Origin of the sequence: Streptomyces sp. NBC_00490 (assembly GCF_036013645.1) — a bacterium.
GTDB lineage: Bacteria > Actinomycetota > Actinomycetes > Streptomycetales > Streptomycetaceae > Streptomyces > Streptomyces canus_F.
Map to the genome: position 1 here is coordinate 8,034,303 of NZ_CP107869.1, position 22,469 is coordinate 8,056,771.

The 22,469-nt window shown below is 71.0% G+C and carries 19 protein-coding genes and 1 pseudogene; 18 read left to right on the forward strand and 2 right to left on the reverse strand.

Annotated features, from left to right (window positions below; translation table 11 throughout):
- Nucleotides 1-116: 116 nt before the first annotated feature.
- From OG381_RS36575 to OG381_RS36630, 12 genes are all read left to right on the forward strand, one after another.
- Complete coding sequence (locus OG381_RS36575; protein WP_327720258.1) at nt 117-947, forward strand: DUF2249 domain-containing protein; 831 nt, start codon at nt 117-119, stop codon at nt 945-947.
- Between the two features lie 104 nt (nt 948-1,051).
- On the forward strand, nt 1,052-1,555 hold the full coding sequence (locus tag OG381_RS36580) for a hypothetical protein (RefSeq protein WP_327720259.1): 504 nt from the start codon (nt 1,052-1,054) through the stop codon (nt 1,553-1,555).
- A 342-nt stretch (nt 1,556-1,897) separates the two neighbouring features.
- Nucleotides 1,898-3,172, forward strand: coding sequence for a TIGR04053 family radical SAM/SPASM domain-containing protein (locus OG381_RS36585; protein WP_327720260.1), 1,275 nt, complete (start codon nt 1,898-1,900; stop codon nt 3,170-3,172).
- Entirely contained in the window at nt 3,153-5,771 is a 2,619-nt protein-coding gene (locus tag OG381_RS36590) for a multicopper oxidase domain-containing protein (RefSeq protein WP_327720261.1), read from the forward strand. Before OG381_RS36585 ends, OG381_RS36590 begins: the two co-directional genes overlap by 20 nt.
- Nucleotides 5,771-6,217 carry a hypothetical protein gene (locus tag OG381_RS36595; RefSeq protein WP_327720262.1) on the forward strand — a complete coding sequence of 149 codons (447 nt, stop codon included), beginning with the start codon at nt 5,771-5,773 and terminating at the stop codon, nt 6,215-6,217. Before OG381_RS36590 ends, OG381_RS36595 begins: the two co-directional genes overlap by 1 nt.
- A 429-nt stretch (nt 6,218-6,646) precedes the next feature.
- A complete protein-coding gene (locus tag OG381_RS36600) occupies nt 6,647-6,988 on the forward strand; it encodes an ArsR/SmtB family transcription factor (RefSeq protein ID WP_123994598.1) in 342 nt (113 codons plus the stop codon).
- Nucleotides 6,989-7,056: 68 nt separating this feature from the next.
- Nucleotides 7,057-8,700: a SulP family inorganic anion transporter gene (locus OG381_RS36605; RefSeq protein WP_443062059.1), complete on the forward strand. Its 1,644-nt coding sequence runs from the start codon at nt 7,057-7,059 to the stop codon at nt 8,698-8,700.
- Nucleotides 8,697-9,017: a pyridoxamine 5'-phosphate oxidase family protein gene (locus OG381_RS36610; RefSeq protein WP_327720264.1), complete on the forward strand. Its 321-nt coding sequence runs from the start codon at nt 8,697-8,699 to the stop codon at nt 9,015-9,017. Before OG381_RS36605 ends, OG381_RS36610 begins: the two co-directional genes overlap by 4 nt.
- Entirely contained in the window at nt 9,014-9,439 is a 426-nt protein-coding gene (locus OG381_RS36615; protein WP_327720265.1) for an ATP-binding protein, read from the forward strand. Before OG381_RS36610 ends, OG381_RS36615 begins: the two co-directional genes overlap by 4 nt.
- 19 nt (nt 9,440-9,458) lie before the next feature.
- Nucleotides 9,459-9,779 (forward strand): anti-sigma factor antagonist, encoded by a 321-nt coding sequence (locus OG381_RS36620; protein WP_216827026.1) that lies wholly within the window; start codon nt 9,459-9,461, stop codon nt 9,777-9,779.
- Nucleotides 9,780-9,828: 49 nt separating this feature from the next.
- Complete coding sequence (locus tag OG381_RS36625; RefSeq protein WP_327722635.1) at nt 9,829-10,182, forward strand: zinc ribbon domain-containing protein YjdM; 354 nt, start codon at nt 9,829-9,831, stop codon at nt 10,180-10,182.
- 415 nt (nt 10,183-10,597) lie between these two features.
- Nucleotides 10,598-10,960, forward strand: a complete 363-nt coding sequence (locus tag OG381_RS36630; RefSeq protein WP_123994594.1) for an ArsR/SmtB family transcription factor — start codon at nt 10,598-10,600, stop codon at nt 10,958-10,960.
- 554 nt (nt 10,961-11,514) lie between these two features.
- On the opposite strand, the gene OG381_RS36635 is transcribed toward OG381_RS36630, so the two are convergent.
- A complete protein-coding gene (locus OG381_RS36635) occupies nt 11,515-11,937 on the reverse strand; it encodes a pyridoxamine 5'-phosphate oxidase family protein (RefSeq protein ID WP_123994593.1) in 423 nt (140 codons plus the stop codon).
- Between the two features lie 392 nt (nt 11,938-12,329).
- On the opposite strand from OG381_RS36635, the gene OG381_RS36640 reads away from it, so the two are divergent.
- The 6 genes from OG381_RS36640 to narI all read left to right on the forward strand — a co-directional run bounded on the left by OG381_RS36640 (nt 12,330) and on the right by narI (nt 21,180).
- Nucleotides 12,330-13,541: an MFS transporter gene (locus tag OG381_RS36640; RefSeq protein WP_327722636.1), complete on the forward strand. Its 1,212-nt coding sequence runs from the start codon at nt 12,330-12,332 to the stop codon at nt 13,539-13,541.
- A gap of 47 nt (nt 13,542-13,588) precedes the next feature.
- Entirely contained in the window at nt 13,589-14,065 is a 477-nt protein-coding gene (locus tag OG381_RS36645; protein WP_327720266.1) for a hemerythrin domain-containing protein, read from the forward strand.
- A 260-nt stretch (nt 14,066-14,325) separates the two neighbouring features.
- Nucleotides 14,326-18,054 carry a nitrate reductase subunit alpha gene (locus OG381_RS36650; RefSeq protein WP_327720267.1) on the forward strand — a complete coding sequence of 1,243 codons (3,729 nt, stop codon included), beginning with the start codon at nt 14,326-14,328 and terminating at the stop codon, nt 18,052-18,054.
- On the forward strand, nt 18,054-19,754 hold the full coding sequence (narH, locus tag OG381_RS36655; protein WP_327720268.1) for a nitrate reductase subunit beta: 1,701 nt from the start codon (nt 18,054-18,056) through the stop codon (nt 19,752-19,754). The genes OG381_RS36650 and narH overlap by 1 nt, the downstream gene beginning before the upstream one ends.
- Nucleotides 19,751-20,413: a nitrate reductase molybdenum cofactor assembly chaperone gene (narJ, locus tag OG381_RS36660; RefSeq protein ID WP_123994589.1), complete on the forward strand. Its 663-nt coding sequence runs from the start codon at nt 19,751-19,753 to the stop codon at nt 20,411-20,413. The genes narH and narJ overlap by 4 nt, the downstream gene beginning before the upstream one ends.
- Entirely contained in the window at nt 20,410-21,180 is a 771-nt protein-coding gene (gene narI / locus OG381_RS36665; protein WP_327720269.1) for a respiratory nitrate reductase subunit gamma, read from the forward strand. The genes narJ and narI overlap by 4 nt, the downstream gene beginning before the upstream one ends.
- Here the strand turns inward: narI and OG381_RS49705 are convergent.
- A pseudogene (locus OG381_RS49705) lies at nt 21,129-22,444 on the reverse strand (DASS family sodium-coupled anion symporter). The gene narI and the pseudogene OG381_RS49705 sit on opposite strands and share 52 nt — an antisense overlap.
- Nucleotides 22,445-22,469 lie beyond the last annotated feature (25 nt).

Sequence of the window (22,469 nt, forward strand, 5' to 3'; positions counted from 1 at the left end):
GCGTCCGGCCGCTCACCGCGGCCGGACGCGGCATCCGCCCCGAGAGTCGGCACCCGGAATGCCATCCCCACCCGCATCGGCCGGCCGCGCCGGCCCGACCTGCTGGAGACACGACCATGAGCGTGCTCACCCTCGCCTCGGACCCGCAGGACGCCACAGCCCTTGAAGGTGCGGAGGCGCACCACGCCCGCCTGGCCGGGGAGCTGGCCGGACGAGTGAAGATGCTGCTCACGGCCGTGGACCGCGACCCGGGCGCCGCCGAGAAGATCCACGCCGGTCTCGTCACCTTCTGCGACCGCTCGCTGCTGCCGCACGCGGCAGCGGAGGAAGCCGTGCTCTACCCCGTCGCGCACGGCATGCCCGAGGCCCGTCTGCTGATCGAGAGCCTGATCGGCGAACACCGCTGTCTGACCGCGCTCGTCGACGCGCTGCGCGCCGCACCCAGCCCGGCGGGGGCGGCGGCCGACGCGCGGGCCCTGCAGGTGCTCTTCGAGGAGCACGTGGCCAAGGAGAACGGCCTCGTGCTGCCGCTGCTCGCCATGACGCCCGAGGTCTGTCTGGCGGAGCTGCTCGCGGACATGCACCACCGGCTCGCGAGTGACGTGTCCGCCGCGGGCGCCCAAGGAGATCAGAACATCAAGGAGGGACAGGACATGCAAGAGCAGATCGAGGAGACGGGCGGCTGCGGCGGAGTCTGCGCCTGTGGTGGCACGGAGGAGACGGCCGAACCCGAACTGGACGTGCGGGAGGTGCCGCACGCCCTGCGCCACGCCACGGTCTTCGGCGCGCTGGACGCCGTTCCGGCGGGCACCGCGATGGTGCTGGTCGCCCCGCACGACCCGCTGCCGCTGCTCGCGCAGATCGAACAGCGCAGCCCCGGCACGTTCTCGGTGGAGTACCTGGAGCGCGGCCCCGAAGCCTGGCGGCTGCGGCTCAGCCACCGCTGATCCAAAAGCCACTCCAACCTCCAGGCGGCGCGCGGACGTTGTTCCACCCGGCGCGCTCGCGCCGCCGTACCCGCAGCACACGAGCAAAGAAGGAAGGACACGTCATGGACGGATCCCGCCGTCGGGCCGGAACCCTGCTCGGGACGGTCGGCGCGGCCCTGATGGTCGCCGGACCGGTCATGCTGCTGCGCGGCCGCAGCGGCAGGAAGGAGATCCGTGCCGAGCTGGCTGACCAGAAGATCACCTTCCCCGAGCGCGGGCTGCCTGCCGAACTCGCCGCCTACGCCGGCCGGCCCGTAAAAACCGGCCCCGAGGCGCACGCCTACGCCGAGTTCATCAAGGGCAATCTCGCCCACGCCACCGGCGGCCGCACCTATGCCGAGATCACAGCGGAGCTGCACGCAGCGGGAGGCGACGACGAGAAGCTCTCCAAGTTGCGCCAGACCGCGTTCATGGGCCAGTCCCTGCGCGCCTCGCTGATGTCCGCCTACCAGGCATGGCACCTCACCACCCTGGTCACGGGCCTGGGCACCGCACTGACCGGCCTGGGAGCCGCGCTGGTGGTCACCGCGGACGCCCTGGCACCCTGCTCCCCGAACCACCCCTGATCACGCCCGGCCTGGGGAACAGGGCCGCTCGCGGGCGTCCCCGGGCAGGGCGTCGGCTTCCCGACAGCCCAGTCCCCCCTTTCCGAAGAGGGACCATCGGCCCTGCCAGAGAAGACCATCGGCCGCCGCGCCGACCACCCCCGCCGGTGGATGCTGACGGCGACCGATCCGGAGGTATCCCGTGCACCACCACATCGACCGCCCTCGAGGCCGATTCCACCGCTGTCGCTCGCGGTGGGTGCCGCGCCCCGTCCGGCCCGGTCACCGTCCGGCCGCCCGCCTCGTCTGCCCTGACTCCAGGGCGGCCGGACACAGCCCCGGGTCGCTGGGAAGGACCGCGCGATGAGCGCCGCCCCCCATGCCATCCGCCGCCAGCGCCACGACGCGGCCGACCGGCCCTTCATCGTCATCTGGGAGTCCACCCGGGCCTGCCCGCTGGCCTGCCGCCACTGCCGCGCCGAAGCCGTACCCGACCGCGACCTGCGGGAGCTGGACACCGCCGCCGCCAAGGACCTGCTGGACCAGGTGGCCGCTTTCGGACAGCCCGCCCCGCTGTTCGTGATCACCGGCGGCGACCCGTTCCAGCGCTCCGACTTGACCGAACTCATCGCCTACGGCAGGGAGATCGGGGTCCGGGTGGCGGTGTCCCCTTCCGGCACGCCGACGCTCACCGAGGAGCGGTTGCGGGCCGTGCACGCCGCGGGCGCGTCCGGGCTCTCGCTCAGCCTGGACGGCTCCACCGCCGCACTCCACGACGACTTCCGCGGGGTGCCCGGGGTGTTTCGCTGGACCCTGGACGCCTGGGACACCGCACGCGCCCTCGGCATGAAGGTGCAGATCAACACCACGGTCGCCCGGCACAACCTGCACGACCTCCCTGACATCGTCCGCCTCGTCGCCGACCACGGAGCGATGCTGTGGAGCGCCTTCTTCCTCGTGCCCACCGGCCGCGGCCGCACCCTCGGCGCGCTGACCGCCGGCGAGGTCGAAGACGTCCTCAACTTCGTCTACGACATGGGCCTGACCATCCCCGCCAAGACCACCGAGGCCCACCACTTCCGCCGCGTCGCCCTGCAACGCCAGGTCCTCGCCGACGCCGGCGACGACCACGTGGCGGTGCTCGGACTCGGGGACCTCTACCGGGAGCTGACCGACCGGGCCGCGGTCCTGGGCCTGTACGCCGCCACGCGCCGGGTACGGCGACCGCCGCTGGACGTCAACGCGGGCCGCGGCTTCGTCTTCGTCTCGCACACCGGCACCGTGCACCCCAGCGGCTTCCTGCCGCTGAGCGCGGGAAGCGTCCGCAGGACGCCGCTGACGTCGATCTACCGCACCTCACCGCTGTTCACCGCCCTGCGTGCCCCCGACATGCTCGGCGGCCGCTGCGGGGCGTGCGAGTTCCGCCGGGTCTGCGGCGGTTCGCGCTCCCGCGCCTACGGCGTCACCGGCGACCCGTACGCCGAAGAGCCGTGGTGTGGCTACATTCCCGGCTCCTTTCCGCACCAGCGGGAACTGGCCGCACTGCTGTCCGGCGGCGCGGGCACGGAACCCCTCGTTCGTCCCCGCCCGACCGGCGCCCCCGGCGGCAAGGAGCACCATGTACAGCAAGAACCATGACCCAGGTGCCGGCGATGGCCCACCGCCCAGCAGGTTCAAGGCGTCCGGTCTGCGCAGCCGGCACCTGGCCGCACACGTCGTAGTCGCGGTCTGGGTGGTGCTCGCGTTGCTGGCGGCGAGCACCCAGCAGACGCTGCCCGTGGCCCGCTGGCTGGCCATCCACCTGTTCCTGCTCGGCGCCGCCACCACCGCCATCGTGGTGTGGAGCGAGCACTTCGCCGTCGCCATGCTGCACGCCCCGCTGCCCGACCGGCGGTGGAGCAACGCCCGGCTGGCCGGCCTCAACACAGGGGTCGCGGGCGTGCTCACCGGCGTGTGGGCCGACCTGCCGGTCCTGACCGGTGCCGGGTGCGTGCTGCTGGTCACCGCGGTCGGCGCGCACCTGGGGGTGCTGGTCCGCATGGGCCGGGGTGCACTGGGCGGACGACTCGCCCCGATCGCCGACTACTACCGGGCCGCCGCGGCGGCACTGATCATCGGCGCGGTGCTGGGCTGGCTGCTGGCCACCGGCAAAGCCGGACCCGGGCACTACACCGGGCTGAAGCTGGCCCACGTGCACGTCACCCTCCTCGGCTGGATCGGACTGCCCGTGCTGGGCACGCTGTTCATGCTCTGGCCCACCGTGCTGGGCGTCCGCATGGCCGAGAACACCACCCGGCTGGCGCGACGGGTACTGGCGCTGACCGGGGGCGGCCTGCTGACCGCGGTCGCTGGGCTGACGGCCGGATGGCGCCCCGCCGCCGTACTCGGCATCGCCGGCTACACGGTCGGCGTCGCCGTCGCGGCGCAGCTGTTCGCGCGCACCGTGCGTCGACGGCCCGCGATCTCGGCGGCCGCCGCGTGGATGCTGGCCGCCGCCGCGGGATGGCTGGTCGTCGGCGTGGTCGTGGACCTGGTGGTGCTGGCCGCACGGCCGCTCGGCGAGATACAGGACGACATCGGCTCACTGGTCCCGGTGCTGCTCGTCGGCCTCGTAGCGCAGGTCCTCATCGGTGCCCTCACCTACCTGCTGCCCATCGTGCTGGCCAGTGGTCCCAAGGAACGAGCCGCGCTGCGGGCGGTACTCGAGCGGGGCTGGGCGCCACGGCTCGTCGTGCTCAACCTCGGCATAGTCCTGCTCGCGCTTCCGCTGCCCGGCCCTCTCGGCACAGTGGGCATGCTGCTCGCCGGCGCGGCCGGGGCCGCGTTCCTCGCCCTGGCCCTGCGCGTGCTCGTTCGCAGCGCACGGGGGCTCCTCCAGGACGCGGACAAAGCCGGTGTGGCGCGACGCCCCGCTGTGTGGGGCACCGCCGTGGGCGCCGTAGTGACGGTGCTGGCCGTGCTCGTGGCCAACAGCGGTGGGGACACGAGCGGCGGGACGAGCGCGGCCGGGACGGCGGGTGCGGGCGCTGGAACCACCCGCACCGTCGCCGTCACCCTGGCCGACATGCGCATCCGTCCGGCCCGCGTCGAGGTCGCCGCGGGGACCGACCTGCGGCTGAAGGTCACCAACACCGACGCCCAGCGCCACGACCTCAAGGTCGAGGACGGCCCGTCCACTCCCATGCTCGCCAAGGGCCACACCCGCGTACTCGACCTCGGGCAGGTCACCGAGGACCGTGAGGCGTGGTGCACCCTGCCGGGCCACAAGGCGGCCGGGATGACCATGGACATCGTCGTCAAGGACGACACGGCAACAGTCAGCAGCGGACACGAGGGACACCCATCGGCCGCCGCCGACAGCGGCGGCCTGGATCTCTCCGCCGACTTCTCCTCCGGCTGGCAGCCACGCACCGCCGATCTCACCCCCGCGCCCGGTGGGACGGTCCACAAGGTCGAACTGCATGCCGCGCACACCACGGTCGAAGTGGCCCCGGGCGTGAAGCAGCAGATGTGGACGTTCGGCGGCACCGCACCCGGCCCCACCCTGCACGGAAAGGTCGGCGACGTCTTCGAGGTCACCCTCGTCAACGACGACCCGTCCATGGGCCACGGCATCGACTTCCACGCCGGCTCCCTCGCCCCGGATCGCCCCATGCGCACGATCCAGCCCGGCGAGCGCCTGGTCTACCGTTTCCGAGCCGAGAAGGCCGGGGCATGGCTGTACCACTGCAGCACCGCACCGATGCTCCAGCACATGGGCAACGGCATGTACGGCGCCGTCATCATCGACCCGCCCGGCCTGAAGAAGGTTGACCACGAGTACGTGCTGGTCTCCTCCGAGCTCTACCTCGGCACCCCGGGCAGCACCGCCCAAGTGACCAAGATGCGCCAGAACACCCCGGACGCCTGGGCGTTCGACGGCATCGCCAACCAGTACACCCAGCGGCCCCTGAACGTGAAGGCCGGCGAGCGGGCCCGCTTCTGGGTCATCGCCGCAGGTCCCAGCGACGGCATCGCCTTCCACCTCGTCGGCACTGTCTTCGACACCGTGTACAAGGAGGGCGCCTACCTGCTCAAGCCGGACCAGGCGGGCGGCTCGCAGGTGCTGGACCTGGCCACGGCGCAGGGCGGCTTCGTCGAGACGACGTTCCCCGGGGCCGGCCACTACGCGTTCGTCGACCACGACATGCGCCACGCCGAAGCCGGCGCGCACGGCATGGTGGAGGTGAGTGAGTAGTGGACACCGTCGGCTGGTGGTCCCTCGTGCGGTTCGCGCACGTGGCCGGCGCCGCCCTGTGGGTCGGTGGCCAACTGGCCCTGTCCCTGGTGATCCTGCCGCTGGCCCGCCACCTGCTCGACCCGGAGGCCAAGGACCGCTTCACCGCCGCGGCGGGACGCCGGTTCGGGATGCTGACCGGGGTGGTGTTCCTGCCCGTGCAGCTGGCCACCGGCTGGGCCATGGCCTGGCACCGGGGAGTCACCTGGGCTTCCCTCGCCGAACCCGGTTACGGCCGCACCCTGGCGACCAAACTCGCCCTGTTCGTGGTGGTGATGCTCGCCGCGGCCGGACACGGCATCGCCCACGCCAAAGGCCGCGCCGACCTGGCCCGGGCCCTGGCGGTCGTCTCTCTCGTCGGCTCCCTCGGGGTCGTCCTGCTGGCCACCGCCCTGCCCGCCACTTGACCCGCGGCCACGAAGAGAAGCGAGGAGGCAGCATGCACACCCACGTCCTGCCGGACGCGGCCACCGTGGAGGCGCTCCTGGCGGCGGCCGTGACGGCCCCGTCGATCCACAGCACGCGAGCCCTGGCGGTTCCGCCTGGGCCCTGACCGCCAGGTGCTGGAGGTCCGTTCGGCGCCGGTGCGAACGCTGCCGCTTACCGACCCGATGCACCGCGCCCAGTACCTGCCCGGGGGCGGGCCGACAGACGGCAGGCCAGTCTGAAGCTGCGGCGCTGAACGGCCTGGCCTGCGGATCGGATATGCGTAAATCCGTGAATTGCGAAATTCTGCAATTCACTACATGCTGTGTTAGTTATGTCCGCAAGTGGCCGCGGGCATGGCGCCAGACGACACCCCCGAGCTATCGGGGTGGTGAAGGGAGTCCCAGGTCGTGCCGGTTCCGCTGTATGAGGCCAAAGCTGAGTTCTTCCGGATGCTGGGGCACCCGGTCCGCATACGCGCACTCGAGCTCCTGCAGGGTGGGCCGATGCCGGTACGTGACCTGCTGGCCGCGATCGAGATCGAGCCCTCGGGGCTCTCCCAGCAGCTCGCGGTCCTGCGCCGCTCGGGCATCGTCACCTCGGCCCGTGACGGCTCCACCGTGGTGTACGAGCTGGCAGGCGGGGATGTGGCGGAGCTGTTGCGGGCCGCGCGCCGGATCCTGACCGAGATGCTGGCCGGGCGGAACGAACTCTTGGAAGAGCTGCGGGAAGCCGAGGTCGGGAGTCCGTGAGTACGTTCCTCACCCAGGCCGTGGGCCGGGTGCGCTCCTTGCTGCCTGCCCGCGCCGACTTCGCACTCATGGCCCGCAACCCGCGCCGGGATCTGCTCGCCGGCCTCACGGTCGCCATCGTGGCGCTGCCGCTCGCGCTCGGCTTCGGGGTCTCCTCCGGGCTCGGAGCCGCATCGGGACTTGCGACTGCCGTGGTGGCCGGTGCCCTGGCGGCGCTGTTCGGCGGCTCCAACCTCCAGGTCTCCGGCCCTACGGGAGCGATGACGGTCGTGCTGGTGCCGATCGTCGCCCAGTACGGGCCCGGCGGAGTGCTGACGGTCGGGCTGATGGCCGGTGTGCTGCTGATCGCGCTGGCCTTGCTGAAGGCCGGCCGGTACATGCGCTACATCCCCGCGCCGGTGGTGGAGGGCTTCACCCTCGGCATTGCCTGCGTCATCGCACTGCAGCAGATCCCGAACGCGCTGGGGGTGGCCAAGCCGGAGGGCGACAAGGTCCTGGTGGTGACCTGGCGGGCGATCGAGGAGTTCGTGAAGGCGCCGAACTCGACCGCCGTGATCCTCGCGCTCGCCGTGGCAGCCGTGATGCTGCTCGGAGCCCGGTGGTGGCCCACCATCCCGTTCTCGATCGTCGCGGTCATCGCCGCCACCCTCGTGTCCCAGCTCTTCCACCTGGACGCCGCCAAGCCGATCGGCGAGCTGCCCTCCGGACTGCCCGCCCCCTCCCTGGCCTTCCTCGACCTGTCCGCGGTGGGTTCGCTGCTCGCCCCAGCTGTCGCAGTCGCCGCGCTGGCCGCGCTGGAGTCGCTGCTGTCGGCGACGGTCGCGGACGGGATGACGGTGGGCCAGCAGCACGATCCGGACAAGGAGCTGTTCGGGCAGGGCATCGCGAACCTGGCCGCCCCGCTGTTCGGCGGCGTCCCCGCCACCGCGGCGATCGCCCGGACCGCCGTCAACGTCCGCACCGGCGCGGGCTCCCGGCTGGCCGCGCTCACCCACGCCGCCGTTCTCGCGGTCATCGTGTTCGCCGTCGCCCCGCTGGTCTCCAAGATCCCGCTCGCCGCCCTGGCAGGGGTACTGCTGGCGACCGCGATCCGGATGGTCGAGGTCGGCGCACTGCGGGCGATAGTGAAGGCGACCCGCTCGGACGCGATCGTCCTGGTCCTGACGGCCGTCGCCACGATCGCCCTGGACCTGGTCTACGCGGTGGTCATCGGCCTGGTCGTGGCCGGCGCCCTGGCCCTGCGGGCCGTCGCCGACCAGGCCCGGATGGATCAAGTGGACTTCAGGACCGATCTACCCGGTGAGCACAGTGAGGAGGAGCACGCCCTGCTGGCCGAGCACATCGTCGCCTACCGGATCGACGGGCCGCTGTTCTTCGCCGGCGCCCACCGCTTCCTCCTGGAACTGAGCGAGGTGGCCGACGTCCGCGTGGTGATCCTGCGCATGTCGCGGATCACGACATTGGACGCCACCGGCGCCCTGGTCCTCAAGGACGCGGTGGAGAAGCTCAACCGGCGCGGCATCGCCGTGCTGACCTCCGGGATACGCCCCGGCCAGCACCAAGCCCTGCAGTCCGTCGGCGTCCTGGACCTGCTCCAGCTGGAGGGACGGCAGTACGCCACCACGCCGGAGGCCATCGCCGAGGCCCGCGCCCACCTGCACCGGGCCGGACTTCTGCCCGGCATCCGTGTCACCGAAGAGGCTTCCCGATGAGCACTCCCTCCCGCCGCACGACTGAGGTTTCCGGCAGCGAGGCGCTGGGGCTGCTCCAAGGCGCCGCCCAGGGGAGCATGGTCCATGTGCGGCGTGAGATGCCTGTGGTCCGCCCGACCGTCCATGTCCGGGAGTACGGACGTCTGATCGTCCGTACTCCCGCGCAGGCCGCCGCTCTGGCCTGCCGGCCGTCGCTCACCGCTCACTACCGCCGTATCCTGCCCGGCTGGGCGCACGACCCGCACGACACCCTGGTCCGCATGCGCCCGCAAGCGGTGGCAGGGTTCCGCCTGGCCCACGCCGAGGCCGCCCGATGAGCGCCCAACTGGAAACCCTGCCCCTGCGGCATGTGCTGACCCTGCCGGCGATGGGCTCGGCGGTAGGGATCGCTCGCGAGACCACCGAGCAGGTCCTCGCCGAGTGGGGCATCAGCCGACGGCATCCCACGGTGGATCCGGCGTTGCTGATCCTGTCCGAGCTGGTCACCAACAGCGTCCAGCACGCCGCCAGTCTGTCCCCGAACGTCACCGTGATCTACGCGGCCGGCTCGGACACGTTCGCGTTCGCCGTGCACGATCGCCACCCCTACCAGCCCGCGCTGTTCGCCGCGGTGACGGGAACGGGCGGCGGCGGGCTGGGCACCGTCATGGAGCTGACCCTGGGCCTGGGCGGCACCGCCGTCATCCGCGGTGACGCGGACGGCAAGGGAAAAAGCATCTGGATCACCCTCCCCCTGTGAAAGATCGAGGCGGCAGCGGATGACCATCGAGTGGCGCAACGCCACCCACCCCGGCCCGGGTGTTCTCTCCCTGGCCGGGCACCTGGGCCCCGAGGCGGCCGCCCGGTTCACCGGCGCGATCGGCTGGGTCCTGGCCCGGGCGCCGGGCGTCATCCTGGACCTGACCGCACTGCGTGGCTGGTCGGCCGGCGGCCAGGTGGCCGTGACCCAGTCGGCCCGCCTGCATCCCCGTGCGTTTGGACTGTGCGCCGCCCTCGCCGTTCACCGGGCCGTGGTGAGCAGCGCCAGTGGTGCAGGGACGCGTGGCCCGGCGAGCCCGCCGCGGCGATATGAAGCCTGATGTAAGTGATGCACACGAAGAACCAAGGCAAGGAAAGACCATGAGCGATGTGACCGAGACGCTGCCGCCGTGCCCCGAGTGCTCCGGCACGTACACCTACGAGATGGGCGCGCTCCTGGTCTGCCCCGAGTGCGGCCACGAGTGGTCGCCCGCAGTCGCAGAACCGGTGGGCAGCGCCGAGGACGGGGTGATCAGGGATGCGGTGGGCAATGTGCTCGCCGACGGCGACACGGTGACGGTGGTCAAGACCTTGAAGGTGAAGGGCAGCCCGTCCGGGATCAAGACCGGCACCAAGGTGCGCAACATCCGCCTCGTGGACGGGGTGGACGGCCATGACATCGACTGCAAGATCGACGGATTCGGCCCCATGCAGCTCAAGTCCAGCGTGGTCAAGAAGTCCTGACGGAGCGGCCCGTCGACATCGCGGACTGAACGCAGACCCAGGTGGTCCTGTCCTCGGTCGTGGACGAGACCACCTTGTTTGTCGGCACCGGGCGCCCACCCGCGGGGCCGAGTCCAAAGTGTCCAGCGCGGCGTCCCGATCGACATGCAGTGGGCCCTCGCGCTGGGCCAGCACCCAGCCGACCGGTGAGGACCGGCGCTGCGCGGGGGCCGGGCAGTCGTGGGATGCGCACCGAACCCCAACCTCCTCGGATTGCCGAATTGCTAATATGAGCAATTCACGAGGTCATCATGTGAGAGTGAGGGCGCGAGGATGTCCCCATGACGAAGAGTTTTGGGTGGATGCGATGCACGGTGCACGCACGACAGCGGCCGTCCGGCACTCCGGCGGTCTCTACGGGAGTGGGGAGTGCGCGGTGAGCGCGCCGCTTTACCAATTGAAGGCGGAATTCTTCAAGACCCTCGGCCATCCCGTACGGATCCGCGTGCTGGAACTCCTCAGCCAGCGCGAGCACGCGGTCTCCGAAATGCTCGGTGAGGTAGGTGTCGAAGCCGCCCACCTCTCCCAGCAGCTGGCCGTGCTGCGCCGGGCCAACCTCGTCATCCCCCGCCGGGAGGGCTCGGCCGTCTATTACTCGCTGGCCAGTCCGCAGGTGGCGGAGCTGCTGCGGGTCGCGCGCACCATCCTGTCCGGCGTACTGGCGGGTCAGGCCGAACTGCTGGCCAACCTGGAGGCCGCCGAGCCCGACGCCGAACCCAGGCGGCGCAGGCCGTCGTAGACGGCCCCACTCCAGCGGCGGCCGTCTCCCGGCGGAAACCCATTGAGCGCTCTGACGGCGGGAGGCGGCCGCCCTCTCCCCCCTGCCTGCGGGGCCCATGGCGCGGGCGGTCGAAGCAGACGGTATCCGGTCACCAGGTCAGGCCGGATCCGCACGACGTAGCCCCCCTGCCCACCGGTCCGGGAGTCAGCGCGCCGCCGGCGGGCCACGTTCCAAGGGCGCCGTCCCGGTGACGATCACGCTCCAGCCCGTATGGGACACCGGCGCGATCCCCGCACGGGCCCTGCTCTGTGCCGGGGCCGCGGTCTTGAGGCAGTGCTGTCGGCGAGCCGCCGCCCCAGGACGGCTCCGTCAGCCAGCTGGAAATCGACGGTCTCGTTCGCGTCCTGGAGGCCCGGACGGCTGGTGTTTTTTCACAAGGCGGGACGCCAGACGGCCGCGACGGGCGGCACCTGGGGCGGTGCGGCACATCCGCTGCCACCACCCCCACGACGCGGCGGGCGATCGTGGCCCGCGCAGATCGAGGACCGTGGCCAGGCCCTCTCTGCCGCTCCTCACGGATTGCCGCGTGCCCCGTTGAGCTCCCGGCCGGTGACCATCTCGGATTCGATCCGCACGTACACGGCCTCTTGCAGGGGCATCCAGGACATGGGGCCGTCCTGCGACAGGCGCTCGTGCTCGGCGGGCTCGGTCACCACGGTGGCCCGTCCGGTGACGACCACACTCCAGCCGGACCGGGTTGCCGCGTCGAACTCGTCCGCTTCGAAGGCGACCACGACGCCGTCGATGGCGCGTACGAGGTCCGAGTCCGGCGAGGTGCACAGCAGGACGGAGGCGTCCGTGTCCAGGGAGAAGTTGATGGGGAGGACCGCGGGCAGCGCCTGCCTGGTGTAAACCACGCGGCCGACCGGCACCTTGGAGAGCAGCCGCAGGCACTCCTGCCGGTCGAGTGAGCGAAAGGCGTCGTTCTGGGACATCAGTCCATCGTCCCCGCGGGAGCCGGGAGGGGATAGGGCCAGTCGGCCCTATCCCCTCCCGGCTCCCGCGGGGACGGCCGATCGCAGCCGTCGTTTCGCGTGAGCCGCTCGCGCAAGGCGGTTCAGAGGGCTGTTTGGAGGGACGGCCGGGTCCGAACCCGGGGACCGTCTGTCCGTCGGTAGGGACTGATGGCCCATGCCCCTGGTGCGTCCTGATGCGGACAGTGGTGACGTGACGCTGTTCTGCAGGCAAGGAGCCTGCGGTGCGCGTGCGATCCCGGTGGCGCAGTACCACCATGAAGTGGAAAGGGGCGGACAACATGGTCCAGCCGTTGGAGTCGAAGAGCGGCAGCTCACCGTCAACTGGGTCGGTGTCCGGCCGGGCGTGGCTGATGCTGGCCCTGGCCACGGTCGGTTTCGCCGTGAACTTCTGGGCGTGGGCGCTGCTCAGTCCGCTCGGCCCCCGGTTCAAGGACGGCCTCGACCTGTCGTCGTTCGAGCAGTCGCTGCTGGTGGCGGTGCCGGTCGTGGTCGGTTCGCTGGGCCGGATCCCGGTCGGCGGCCTGACCGACCGGTTCGGCGGCCGGGTCATGTTCCCGATCGTGTCGGCGGCCACCATCGTGCCGGTGCTCTACCTCGGCCTGGCCGGGCACTCCTCCCTCGCCGCCCTGCTCATCGGCGGGTTCTTCCTCGGCGTCGGCGGCACTGCCTTCGCCGTCGGTGTGCCGCTCGTCAACGCCTGGTTCCCGCCCGAGCGGCGTGGTCTTGCCATCGGCGTCTTCGGCGCCGGCATGGGCGGCACCGCGATCAGCGCCCTGACCACGGTGAAGCTGGTCGACGCGAACAGCATGTCCACTCCGTTCCTGGTCACCGCCGCGGTCCTGGCCGTGTATGCGGTGGCCGCCGCGCTGCTGCTGCGTGACGCGCCCGGCCGCACCGTGCCGACCGAGTCCTTGGCCCGCCGCCTGGCCGCCACCGTCCGGCTGCCCATCACCTGGCAGGCGTCCGCGCTGTACGCGGTCGCGTTCGGCGGCTACGTCGCCTTCTCCGTCTACCTGCCCACGTACCTCAAGACCGGCTACGGCCTGACCCAGGCCGACGCCGCGAACCGCATGGCCGGGTTCGTGCTCCTCGCAGTGGCGATGCGCCCGGTCGGTGGCTGGCTGTCCGACCGGATCGGTCCGGTCCGGGTGCTGGCCGGTGCGCTGACCGTGGTCGTGGCCGGTGCCGTCGTGCAGGCGTTCACCCCGGCCCTGGCGCCGGTGGGCACCGTCGCCTTCCTGGCCATGGCCGGCGCGCTCGGCGCGGGCAGCGGGGCGACCTTCGCCCTGGTGGCCCTGCGCACCCCGGCCAACCAGGTCGGCTCGGTCACCGGCGTGGTCGGCGCCGCGGGTGGACTGGGCGGCTTCCTGCCGCCGCTGGTGATGGGCTCGCTGTACGGCGCGTACGGCTCGTACGCGATCGGTCTCGTCCTGCTCGCGATCGTGGCCGCCGCGGCGCTGGTCTTCACCCTCACCGGTGTCCGCGCGGCGGCCGAAGGCGGCGAGAGGAAGCCGCGCACCGGCGGTCGGCGAGAGCACCGCACCGCCGGCACCACCGCGTAGGGGCGAGCGGCGCACAACGGCAGCAACGAAAGGCAGGGAGTAGACCAGTGTGCGAGTACTGCGGCTGCCAGTCGCTGGCGTCGATCGACGAGCTGACCCGCGAGCACGACGAGGTCGTCCGCCTGATCAGCCACCTCCGCCCGGCCCGCCAGGACGGTGACGTGGACCGGATGGCTCAGATCGCCCGCGAGATCACCATCGTGCTCGACCCGCACACACGGGTCGAGGAGTACGGCCTGTTCCCCGCGATGGCAGTGGACTTCCCCGAGCAGATCGCCGCCCTGGAAGCCGAGCACCGCCGTATCGAGGTGGTGCTGGCCGAGGCCGCCGACGGCGCGACACCCTCGGACCCGACCTGGCCGGACCGGCTCATCGAGGCGATGGCCCTGCTGCGCGATCACATCCTCAAGGAGCAGGACGGGGTCTTCCCGGCCGCGCTGGCCAACCTCAGCACCGAGGAGTGGGAAGCGGTCGAGAGGGCGCGCGCGCAGGCAGGCGGTGCCCTGTCCCGGCCGGCCGTCTGACCCCATGCTCCCGCTCTCTGGGGAGCCCTGCAGATCCCGCGCCCCCGCTCGCAATGAGCGGGGGCGCGGGATCTGCAGGGGCAGGTATGGCCTCGCGGAGCCCGGGTAACCGCCCTGCCCGCAGGCGATCTTTGGCAGGCCGCATGTTGGTCGTGGTGTGGCTGTTGACCTTCCGGGGCACGGCGGTCGTAGAGTCGTGTGCGGCCGGAACCGATCATAATTCGAACGGGCGCCCGGTGCGCCCGGGGCGGAGTGGCACGGTGAGCACGGAGACCAGCGGGAAACAGACGCGGGCGGGCCTGGACGGCGAATTGGCGGAGGCGCTGGTGCGCAGCCGCCGGTTCTTCACCAGGGCGGAGGTCTCCGACGATCTTCGCACCCTGCACCGGAAGGGCGGCCGTCAGGCGGACGATTTCTACCGGGACCGCTGGTCGCACGACAAGGTGGTGCGCTCCACCCACGGCGTGAACTGCACCGGCTCGTGCTCGTGGAAGGTGTACGTCAAGGACGGCATCATCACCTGGGAGGCGCAGCAGACCGACTACCCCTCGGTCGGCCCGGACCGCCCCGAGTACGAGCCGCGCGGCTGCCCGCGCGGGGCTGCCTTCTCCTGGTACACCTACTCGCCCACCCGGGTGCGCTACCCGTACGTGCGTGGCGTGCTGCTGCAGATGTACCGGGAGGCCAAGGCCCGCCTCGGCGACCCGGTCGCGGCCTGGGCGGACATCGTCTCCGACCCCGAGCGCGCCCGTCGCTACAAGAAGGCGCGCGGCAAGGGCGGCCTGGTGCGGGCGAGCTGGGACGAGGCGGTGGAGATGGTCGCCGCCGCGCACGTGCACACCATCAAGGAGTACGGGCCCGACCGGCTGGCCGGGTTCTCCCCGATCCCGGCGATGTCGATGGTCTCGCACGCGGCCGGGGCCCGTTTCTACTCGCTGCTCGGCGGGGCGATGCTGTCGTTCTACGACTGGTACGCCGACCTGCCGGTCGCCTCCCCGCAGGTCTTCGGCGACCAGACGGACGTCCCGGAGTCGGGGGACTGGTGGGACGCCGGCTATCTGATCATGTGGGGTTCCAACCTGCCGGTGACCCGCACCCCGGACGCGCACTGGATGGCCGAGGCCCGCTACCGGGGTCAGAAGGTCGTCGCCGTGTCGCCCGACTACGCGGACAACGTGAAGTTCGCCGACGAGTGGCTCGCCGCCCAGCCCGGCACCGACGGCGCCCTCGCCATGGCCATGGGACACGTGATCCTCAAGGAGTTCTTCGTCGACCGGGCCACGCCGCAGTTCACCGACTACGTCAAGAAGTACACGGATCTGCCTTTCCTGGTGGCCCTGGACGAGGTCGAGGGCGAGCCGGACACGTTCACGCCGGGCAAGTTCCTGACCGCCGCCGACCTGGGTGGCGAGTATGCGCGGGCCGAGCACGCGGAGTTCCGCACTGTGCTGCTGGACGCGGCCACCGGCCGGCCGGTGGTGCCCAACGGAACGCTCGGCGACCGTTACGGCGAGGCAGGCGCCGGCAAGTGGAACCTCGACCTCGGCGACATCCAGCCGTTGCTGTCCGCCGAGGGCGGCGAGGAGGCGCCGGTCGCCGTCGCCCTGGCCCGCTTCGACGCCCCTGACGGCAGCGCGGCGCTCCTGCGGCGCGGCGTACCGGTTCAGCGGGTCGCCGGGCGGCTGGTGACCACGGTGTACGACCTCCTGCTCGCCCAGTACGGAGTGGCTCGCGACGGCCTGCCCGGCCGGTGGCCGTCCTCCTACGAGGACGCGGAGGAGCCGTACACCCCGGCCTGGCAGGCGGCGATCACCGGAGTGGAGGCCGGGAAGGCGGCGCGGATCGCGCGGGAGTTCGCGGCCAACGCCGAGGAGTCCGGCGGCCGTTCGATGATCATCATGGGGGCGGGCACCAACCACTGGTTCCACTCCGACACCATCTACCGCGCGTTTCTGACCTTGACGACGTTGACCGGCTGCCAGGGCGTCAACGGCGGCGGCTGGGCGCACTACGTCGGTCAGGAGAAGGTCCGTCCGATCACCGGCTACTCGGCGATCGCGACCGCCGGCGACTGGAACCGGCCGGCCCGGCAGATGATCCAGACCGCCTACTGGTACCTGCATGCCGACCAGTTCCGCTACGACCCGTTCTCCGCCGACACCCTCGCCGCGGCCGGTCCGCGAACGGGCGGCCCGTTCGCCGGGAAAACCACGGCGGACGTGATCGCGCAGTCGGCGCGGATGGGCTGGATGCCGTCCTATCCGACCTTCGACCGCAACCCCCTGGACCTGGCCGACGAGGCCGAGGCCGCGGGCCGGCCGGTCGCCGAGCACGTCGTGGACGAACTGAAGGCGGGGCGGCTGCGGTTCGCGGGCGAGGACCCCGACGCCCCCGAGAACTTCCCGCGCGTGCTGACCATCTGGCGGGCCAATCTGCTGGGCTCCTCGGCCAAGGGCAACGAGTACTTCCTCAAGCACCTCCTCGGCACCGACCACTCAGTGCGGGCCACCGAGGCGCCGCCGGAGGCCCGCCCCCGAGACGTGGTGTGGCGGGAGGAAGCCCCCGAGGGCAAGCTCGACCTGCTGCTCACCCTGGACTTCCGCATGACCAGCACGACCGTCTTCTCCGACATCGTCCTGCCCGCCGCCACCTGGTACGAGAAGCACGACCTGTCCAGCACCGACATGCATCCCTTCGTGCACGCCTTCAATCCGGCCATCGCCCCGCCCTGGCAGACCCGAACCGACTGGGACGCCTTCCACACGATCGCCAAGGAGTTCAGCCGCCAGGCCGCCGATCACCTGGGCGTCCGCAAGGACGTGGTCGCCGCCGCGCTGCTGCACGACACCCCCGACGAGATGGCCAACCCGCACGGCCGGGTGCTCGACTGGAAGGCGGGCGAGTGTGAGCCGGTCCCCGGCCGCACGATGCCGAAACTGGTGACGGTGGAACGCAACTACGGCGCCGTCGCCGACAAGATGGCCGCCCTCGGCCCCCTGCTCGACACCCTGGGCGCCACCACCAAGGGCGTCACCTTCAAGGTCGAGCGCGAGCTGGAGTACCTGCGGCACAAGAACGGCACCGTGCGCGGCGGCACGGCCGACGGGCGGCCCTCGATCGCCCGCGACACACACGCCTGCGAGGCGATCCTCGCCCTGTCCGGCACCACCAACGGCCACCTCGCCACCCAGGGCTTCCACACCCTCGAAGCCCGCACCGGCACACGGCTCGCGGACCTGGCCGCCGAGCACGAGGGCAAGCAGATCACCTTCGCCGACACCCAAGCCGCCCCCGTGCCGGTCATCACCTCCCCGGAATGGTCCGGCTCCGAGACCGGAGGACGCCGCTACTCCCCGTTCACCATCAACGTCGAGCGCCTCAAGCCCTGGCACACCCTCACCGGCCGCCAGCACTTCTACCTCGACCACGACTGGATGACCGCACTGGGCGAACAACTGCCCGTCTACCGACCACCATTGAACATGCACGCCCTGTTCGACGAGCCCCGCATCGGCGAGACGGGCGAACTCGGCGTGACCGTGCGCTACCTGACCCCGCACAACAAGTGGTCCATCCACTCCGAGTACCAGGACAACCTCTTCATGCTCTCCCTGTCCCGGGGCGGCCCGACCATCTGGATGAGCACCCAGGACGCGGCCAAGGTCGGCGTGAAGGACAACGACTGGGTCGAGGCGGTCAACCGCAACGGCGTGGTCGCCGCCCGCGCCATCGTCTCGCACCGCATGCCCGAGGGCACCGTCTACATGCACCACGCCCAGGACCGCCTCATCGACGTGCCCCGCACCGAGACCACCGGCCGGCGAGGCGGCATCCACAACTCCCTGACCCGCCTGCTGATCAAACCCAGCCACCTCATCGGCGGCTACGCCCAGCTGACATACGCCTTCAACTACCTCGGCCCCACCGGCAACCAGCGCGACGAGGTCACCGTCATCCGCCGCCGCAGCAACCAGGAGGTGACGTACTGATGCGCGTGATGGCTCAGATGGCGATGGTGATGAACCTCGACAAGTGCATCGGCTGCCACACCTGCTCGGTCACCTGCAAGCAGGCGTGGACCAACCGCACCGGCGTCGAGTATGTGTGGTTCAACAACGTCGAGACCCGCCCCGGCCAGGGCTACCCCCGCCGCTACGAGGACCAGGACAAGTGGCGCGGCGGCTGGGAGCTGAACAAGAAGGGCCGTCTCGCGCTGAAGGCGGGCGGCCGGTTCAAGAAGCTGATCCAGATCTTCTCCAACCCCGTCCTGCCGTCCCTGGACCACTACTACGAGCCCTGGACCTACGACTACGAGACGCTCACCAACGCCCCGCTGCAGGAGCACACCCCGGTTGCCCGCCCCAAGTCCCTGATCTCCGGCAAGGACATGAAGATCGCCTGGTCGGCGAACTGGGACGACGACCTCGGCGGATCGGCCGCGACCAGCGAGAAGGACGTGCTGCTCAACCAGGTCTCGGAGAAGATCAAGTTCGAGTTCGAGCAGACCTTCATGTTCTATCTGCCGCGGATCTGCGAGCACTGCCTCAACCCGTCCTGCGCGGCGTCCTGCCCCTCCGGCGCCATCTACAAGCGGGAGGAGGACGGCATCGTCCTGGTCGACCAGGACCGCTGCCGGGGCTGGCGCATGTGCGTGACGGGCTGCCCGTACAAGAAGGTGTACTTCAACCACCGCACCGGCAAGGCCGAGAAGTGCACCTTCTGCTTCCCGCGCGTCGAGGTGGGCCTGCCCACCGTCTGCTCCGAGACCTGTGTCGGCCGGCTGCGCTACATCGGCCTCGTCCTCTACGACGCCGACCGCGTCCTGGAAGCCGCCTCCACACCCGACGACACCGGACTGTACGAAGCCCAGCGACAGGTCTTCCTTGACCCCGACGACCCTCAGGTCATCGCCGCAGCCGAGAAGGCGGGCATCCCCCGGGACTGGATCGAAGCCGCCCAGCGCTCACCGATCCACGCACTGATCAACACGTACAAGGTGGCCCTGCCTCTGCACCCGGAGTACCGGACGATGCCCATGGTCTGGTACATTCCGCCGCTGTCGCCGGTGGTCGACGCCGTCCGTGACACCGGCCGCGACGCCGAGGATCACCAGAACCTGTTCGCGGCCGTCGAGTCCCTGCGTATCCCCGTCGACTACCTCGCCCAGCTGTTCACCGCGGGCGACCCGGCACCGGTTGACGCGGTCCTGCGCCGGCTGGCAGCGATGCGGGCGTACATGCGTGACATCAACCTCGGCCGCGAGCCCGATGCCGCGATCCCGAAGGCCGTGGGCATGGGCGAAGAACAGATGTACGACATGTATCGGCTGCTGGCCCTGGCCAAGTACGACGAGCGGTACGTCATTCCGCCCGCGCACGCCGAACAGGCCCACAAACTCGAAGAGTTGGCCACCGAGTGCAGCCTCGACTACGAGGGCGGCCCCGGCATGGGCGGCTCGGGCCCCTTCGGTGAGACCTCCGGCGGTGCCGCCCCGATCGCGGTGGAGAACTTCCACGCCCTGCGCGACCGGCAGACCGCCGACACCCCGGCCACGCCCAGCGACAAGGCCACCCGAGTCAACCTCCTCAACTGGGACGGCAAAAGCTCCCCTCCCGGCCTGTTCCCGGACAAACCATCCGGCAGCGGCGTCGGCGCGGCCGGCGACGGGGAGGTCGAGCCGAAACCATGAAACAGAAGACCACGCGCGCGGCCCGCACCGAGTCCTGGCACTCCCACGCCTGGCAGGCCCAGTCCCTGCTGCTCGCCTACCCCGACGACCAGTTCGAGCAGCGCCTGGCGCTGGCCGGTCAGGTCACCGCCACCCTGCCGGAACCCGTCGCCCGCCCCCTCCTCCGCTTCACCACGCACGCCGGGCGGACCGCCACCGCCGACTTGGCCACCTCCTACGTCGCCACCTTCGACCACCGCAAACGCTGCTGCCCCTATCTGACGTACTACGCCCACGGCGACACCCGGAAGCGTGGCATCGGCCTGCTGCGGTTGAAGCAGACCTATGCGGCGGCCGGCTGGCGCCTGGGCGACGACGAGCTGCCCGACCACCTCGCCGTTGTCCTCGAGTTCGCCGCCACCGAACCGGGCACGGGAGCGCGTCTGCTCACCGAACACCGTGCCGGCCTGGAACTCCTGCGCCTGGCCCTGACCGACGACGGCTCGCCCTGGGCTCACGTCCTGGACTCCGTCTCGGCCACCCTGCCCGCCCTCGCCGGCGACGACCGCGAGGCGGTCATGCGCCTGGCCGCCCAGGGCCCGCCCGAGGAGCAGGTCGGCCTCGATCCGTACGCATCCCCCGTGTTCCTGCCCGACCCCGTCGTAGGAGGTCCCCGATGACTGCGCCCGCGCAACCCCTCACCCTGGCGGCCGAGACGGGCACCGGCGGCATTCTGCTGTGGGTCGTGCTGCCGTACGTCGTCCTCGCGGTGTTCGTGCTCGGCCATGTCTGGCGCTACCGCTACGACAAGTTCGGCTGGACCACCCGCTCCTCCCAGCTGTACGAGAGGCGGCTGCTGCGCGTCGGCAGCCCGCTGTTCCACTTCGGGATCCTGGTCGTACTCCTCGGCCACATCGGCGGCCTGGTCATTCCGGAGAGCTGGACCGAAGAGGTCGGTATCAGCGAGGACGCCTACCACGTGTCGGCCGTTGTCCTCGGGACGATCGCGGGCGTCGCCACCGTGGGCGGACTGGCCATCCTGATCTACCGACGCCGCACCGTCGGGCCCGTGTTCTCAGCCACCACCCGCAATGACAAGGCCATGTACGTCTCCCTGACGGTGACCATCGCCCTGGGCCTGGCCGCCACGGTGGCCGCGAACATCGTGGGCGGCGGCTACAACTACCGGGAAACGATCTCCCCCTGGTTCCGCTCCATCTTCTACCTCCAGCCCGACCCCGCCCTGATGGCCGAAGCCCCGGTGCTCTTCCAACTTCACGCGATCAGCGCCCTCCTGCTGTTCGCGGCTTGGCCGTTCACCCGGCTCGTGCACATGCTCACCGCACCGCTCGGCTACCTCACCCGCCCCTACATCGTCTACCGCAGTCGCGACACTCAGCTCGGCGCCCGCGCCCCGCGCCGTGGCTGGGACCGCGTGGGATCATGAAAAGCCAGGCCGGGAAACGAGTGAGGCGCTGGGGCTGACAGTCGGGACTGGTCGGGCCGGTACGTCAGATACGGAGTACCGACAACTTGACTACGTTCTCTTGCTGTCCGACGGCTTCTGCCGAGGTCTCCGGCCCGTTCCGCAAGCAGAACGGGCCGGGAGGCCATCATGAGCAGGACGGCGAACCACACCAGGGTGGTCCAGGCCGCCTTCTCCGCGGCCAGGTCGCCCCAGGTCAGTACGCCGGTCACGAGCAGCAGTGCCACGCCGGTGAAGGCGGAGACGGTGGCGGACAGGTCCCAGACCTGGCCGCCGACCGACCGCAGCAGGAGCAGCAGGACGAAGACGCCTGCCATGGTCCATTCCTGGCGGGACATCCGGCCCAGCTCGGCGAGCTGAGCGCGGGCCTGGTCCGGGGCCTCGGGGGTGGCGCGGACGGCAGGCGGGAAGACGCGGTACAGCAGCGCGGGGAGCACCAGCAGGGCCACCAGTCCGGGCACGATGGCCGCGAGCGCTCAGGAGCTCCAGCTGAGGGCGATGCCGTGGTCGGCGGCGAGCTTCTGCACCAGGGGGTTGGCGGCCACGGAGGTCAGGAACATGGCGCTGGTGACCGTGTTGATCTGCATGGCGGTCACGCTGAGGTAGGCGCCGAGCTTGCGGCGGCTTTCGTCGCCGGGGTGCGAGCCGGCGTTGGTGCTGAGCGAGCCGATGACGGGTTGACGACGCCGCCGTAGCGGGCGGTGTTGCTCGGGGTGGCCGGGGCGAGCACCAGGTCGGTGAGGGTGATGCCGTAGGCCAGCCCCAGGCTGCTGCGGCCCAGGGCACGGACGAACAGCAGGGCGATGCGACGGCCGAGGCCGGTCTTGGTGAATCCCAGTGAGATGAAGAACGCGGCCACGATCAGCCAGATGGTCGGCTCGGAGAAGCCGCCGAGCGCGACGTCCGGCTCCAGCGTGCCGGTGATCATCGCCGCTGTCAGGCCGACGAGGGCGACCGCGCCGAGTGGCAGCGGCTGCAAGATCAGGCCCAGTACGGTGCCGGTGAAGATGGCGAGTACCGCCCACCCGCCGGCCTTGATTCCGTCCGGCTGCGGCAGCAGGTAGACGGTCAGACCCACGGCCACGGGGACGGCCCACTTCAGTGCTGTCCCTGTCGTGGCGGCACGCGCCTTGGCCGGGGCAGGGGACGGCGCCGACCTGGCTGGTGTTCCTTCTGCGTCCCGGAAGGGGCTCATCGTTGCCAGCCCGTGGGTGGGGCCCGGCATGTCTCGGACGACTCAGCCGGACCAG

Excerpts from the sequence above, each read along its gene's own strand:
- OG381_RS36580 (WP_327720259.1), top strand. The coding sequence starts at position 1,052 with ATGGACGGATCCCGCCGTCGGGCCGGAACCCTGCTCGGGACGGTCGGC.
- narJ (WP_123994589.1), top strand. The coding sequence starts at position 19,751 with ATGAAACAGAAGACCACGCGCGCGGCCCGCACCGAGTCCTGGCACTCC.
- OG381_RS36635 (WP_123994593.1), bottom strand. The coding sequence starts at position 11,937 with ATGTCCCAGAACGACGCCTTTCGCTCACTCGACCGGCAGGAGTGCCTG.
- OG381_RS36605 (WP_443062059.1), top strand. The coding sequence starts at position 7,057 with ATGGCCCGCAACCCGCGCCGGGATCTGCTCGCCGGCCTCACGGTCGCC.
- narI (WP_327720269.1), top strand. The coding sequence starts at position 20,410 with ATGACTGCGCCCGCGCAACCCCTCACCCTGGCGGCCGAGACGGGCACC.
- OG381_RS36590 (WP_327720261.1), top strand. The coding sequence starts at position 3,153 with ATGTACAGCAAGAACCATGACCCAGGTGCCGGCGATGGCCCACCGCCC.
- OG381_RS36615 (WP_327720265.1), top strand. The coding sequence starts at position 9,014 with ATGAGCGCCCAACTGGAAACCCTGCCCCTGCGGCATGTGCTGACCCTG.
- OG381_RS36620 (WP_216827026.1), top strand. The coding sequence starts at position 9,459 with ATGACCATCGAGTGGCGCAACGCCACCCACCCCGGCCCGGGTGTTCTC.
- OG381_RS36585 (WP_327720260.1), top strand. The coding sequence starts at position 1,898 with ATGAGCGCCGCCCCCCATGCCATCCGCCGCCAGCGCCACGACGCGGCC.
- OG381_RS36640 (WP_327722636.1), top strand. The coding sequence starts at position 12,330 with ATGCTGGCCCTGGCCACGGTCGGTTTCGCCGTGAACTTCTGGGCGTGG.
- OG381_RS36610 (WP_327720264.1), top strand. The coding sequence starts at position 8,697 with ATGAGCACTCCCTCCCGCCGCACGACTGAGGTTTCCGGCAGCGAGGCG.
- narH (WP_327720268.1), top strand. The coding sequence starts at position 18,054 with ATGCGCGTGATGGCTCAGATGGCGATGGTGATGAACCTCGACAAGTGC.
- OG381_RS36575 (WP_327720258.1), top strand. The coding sequence starts at position 117 with ATGAGCGTGCTCACCCTCGCCTCGGACCCGCAGGACGCCACAGCCCTT.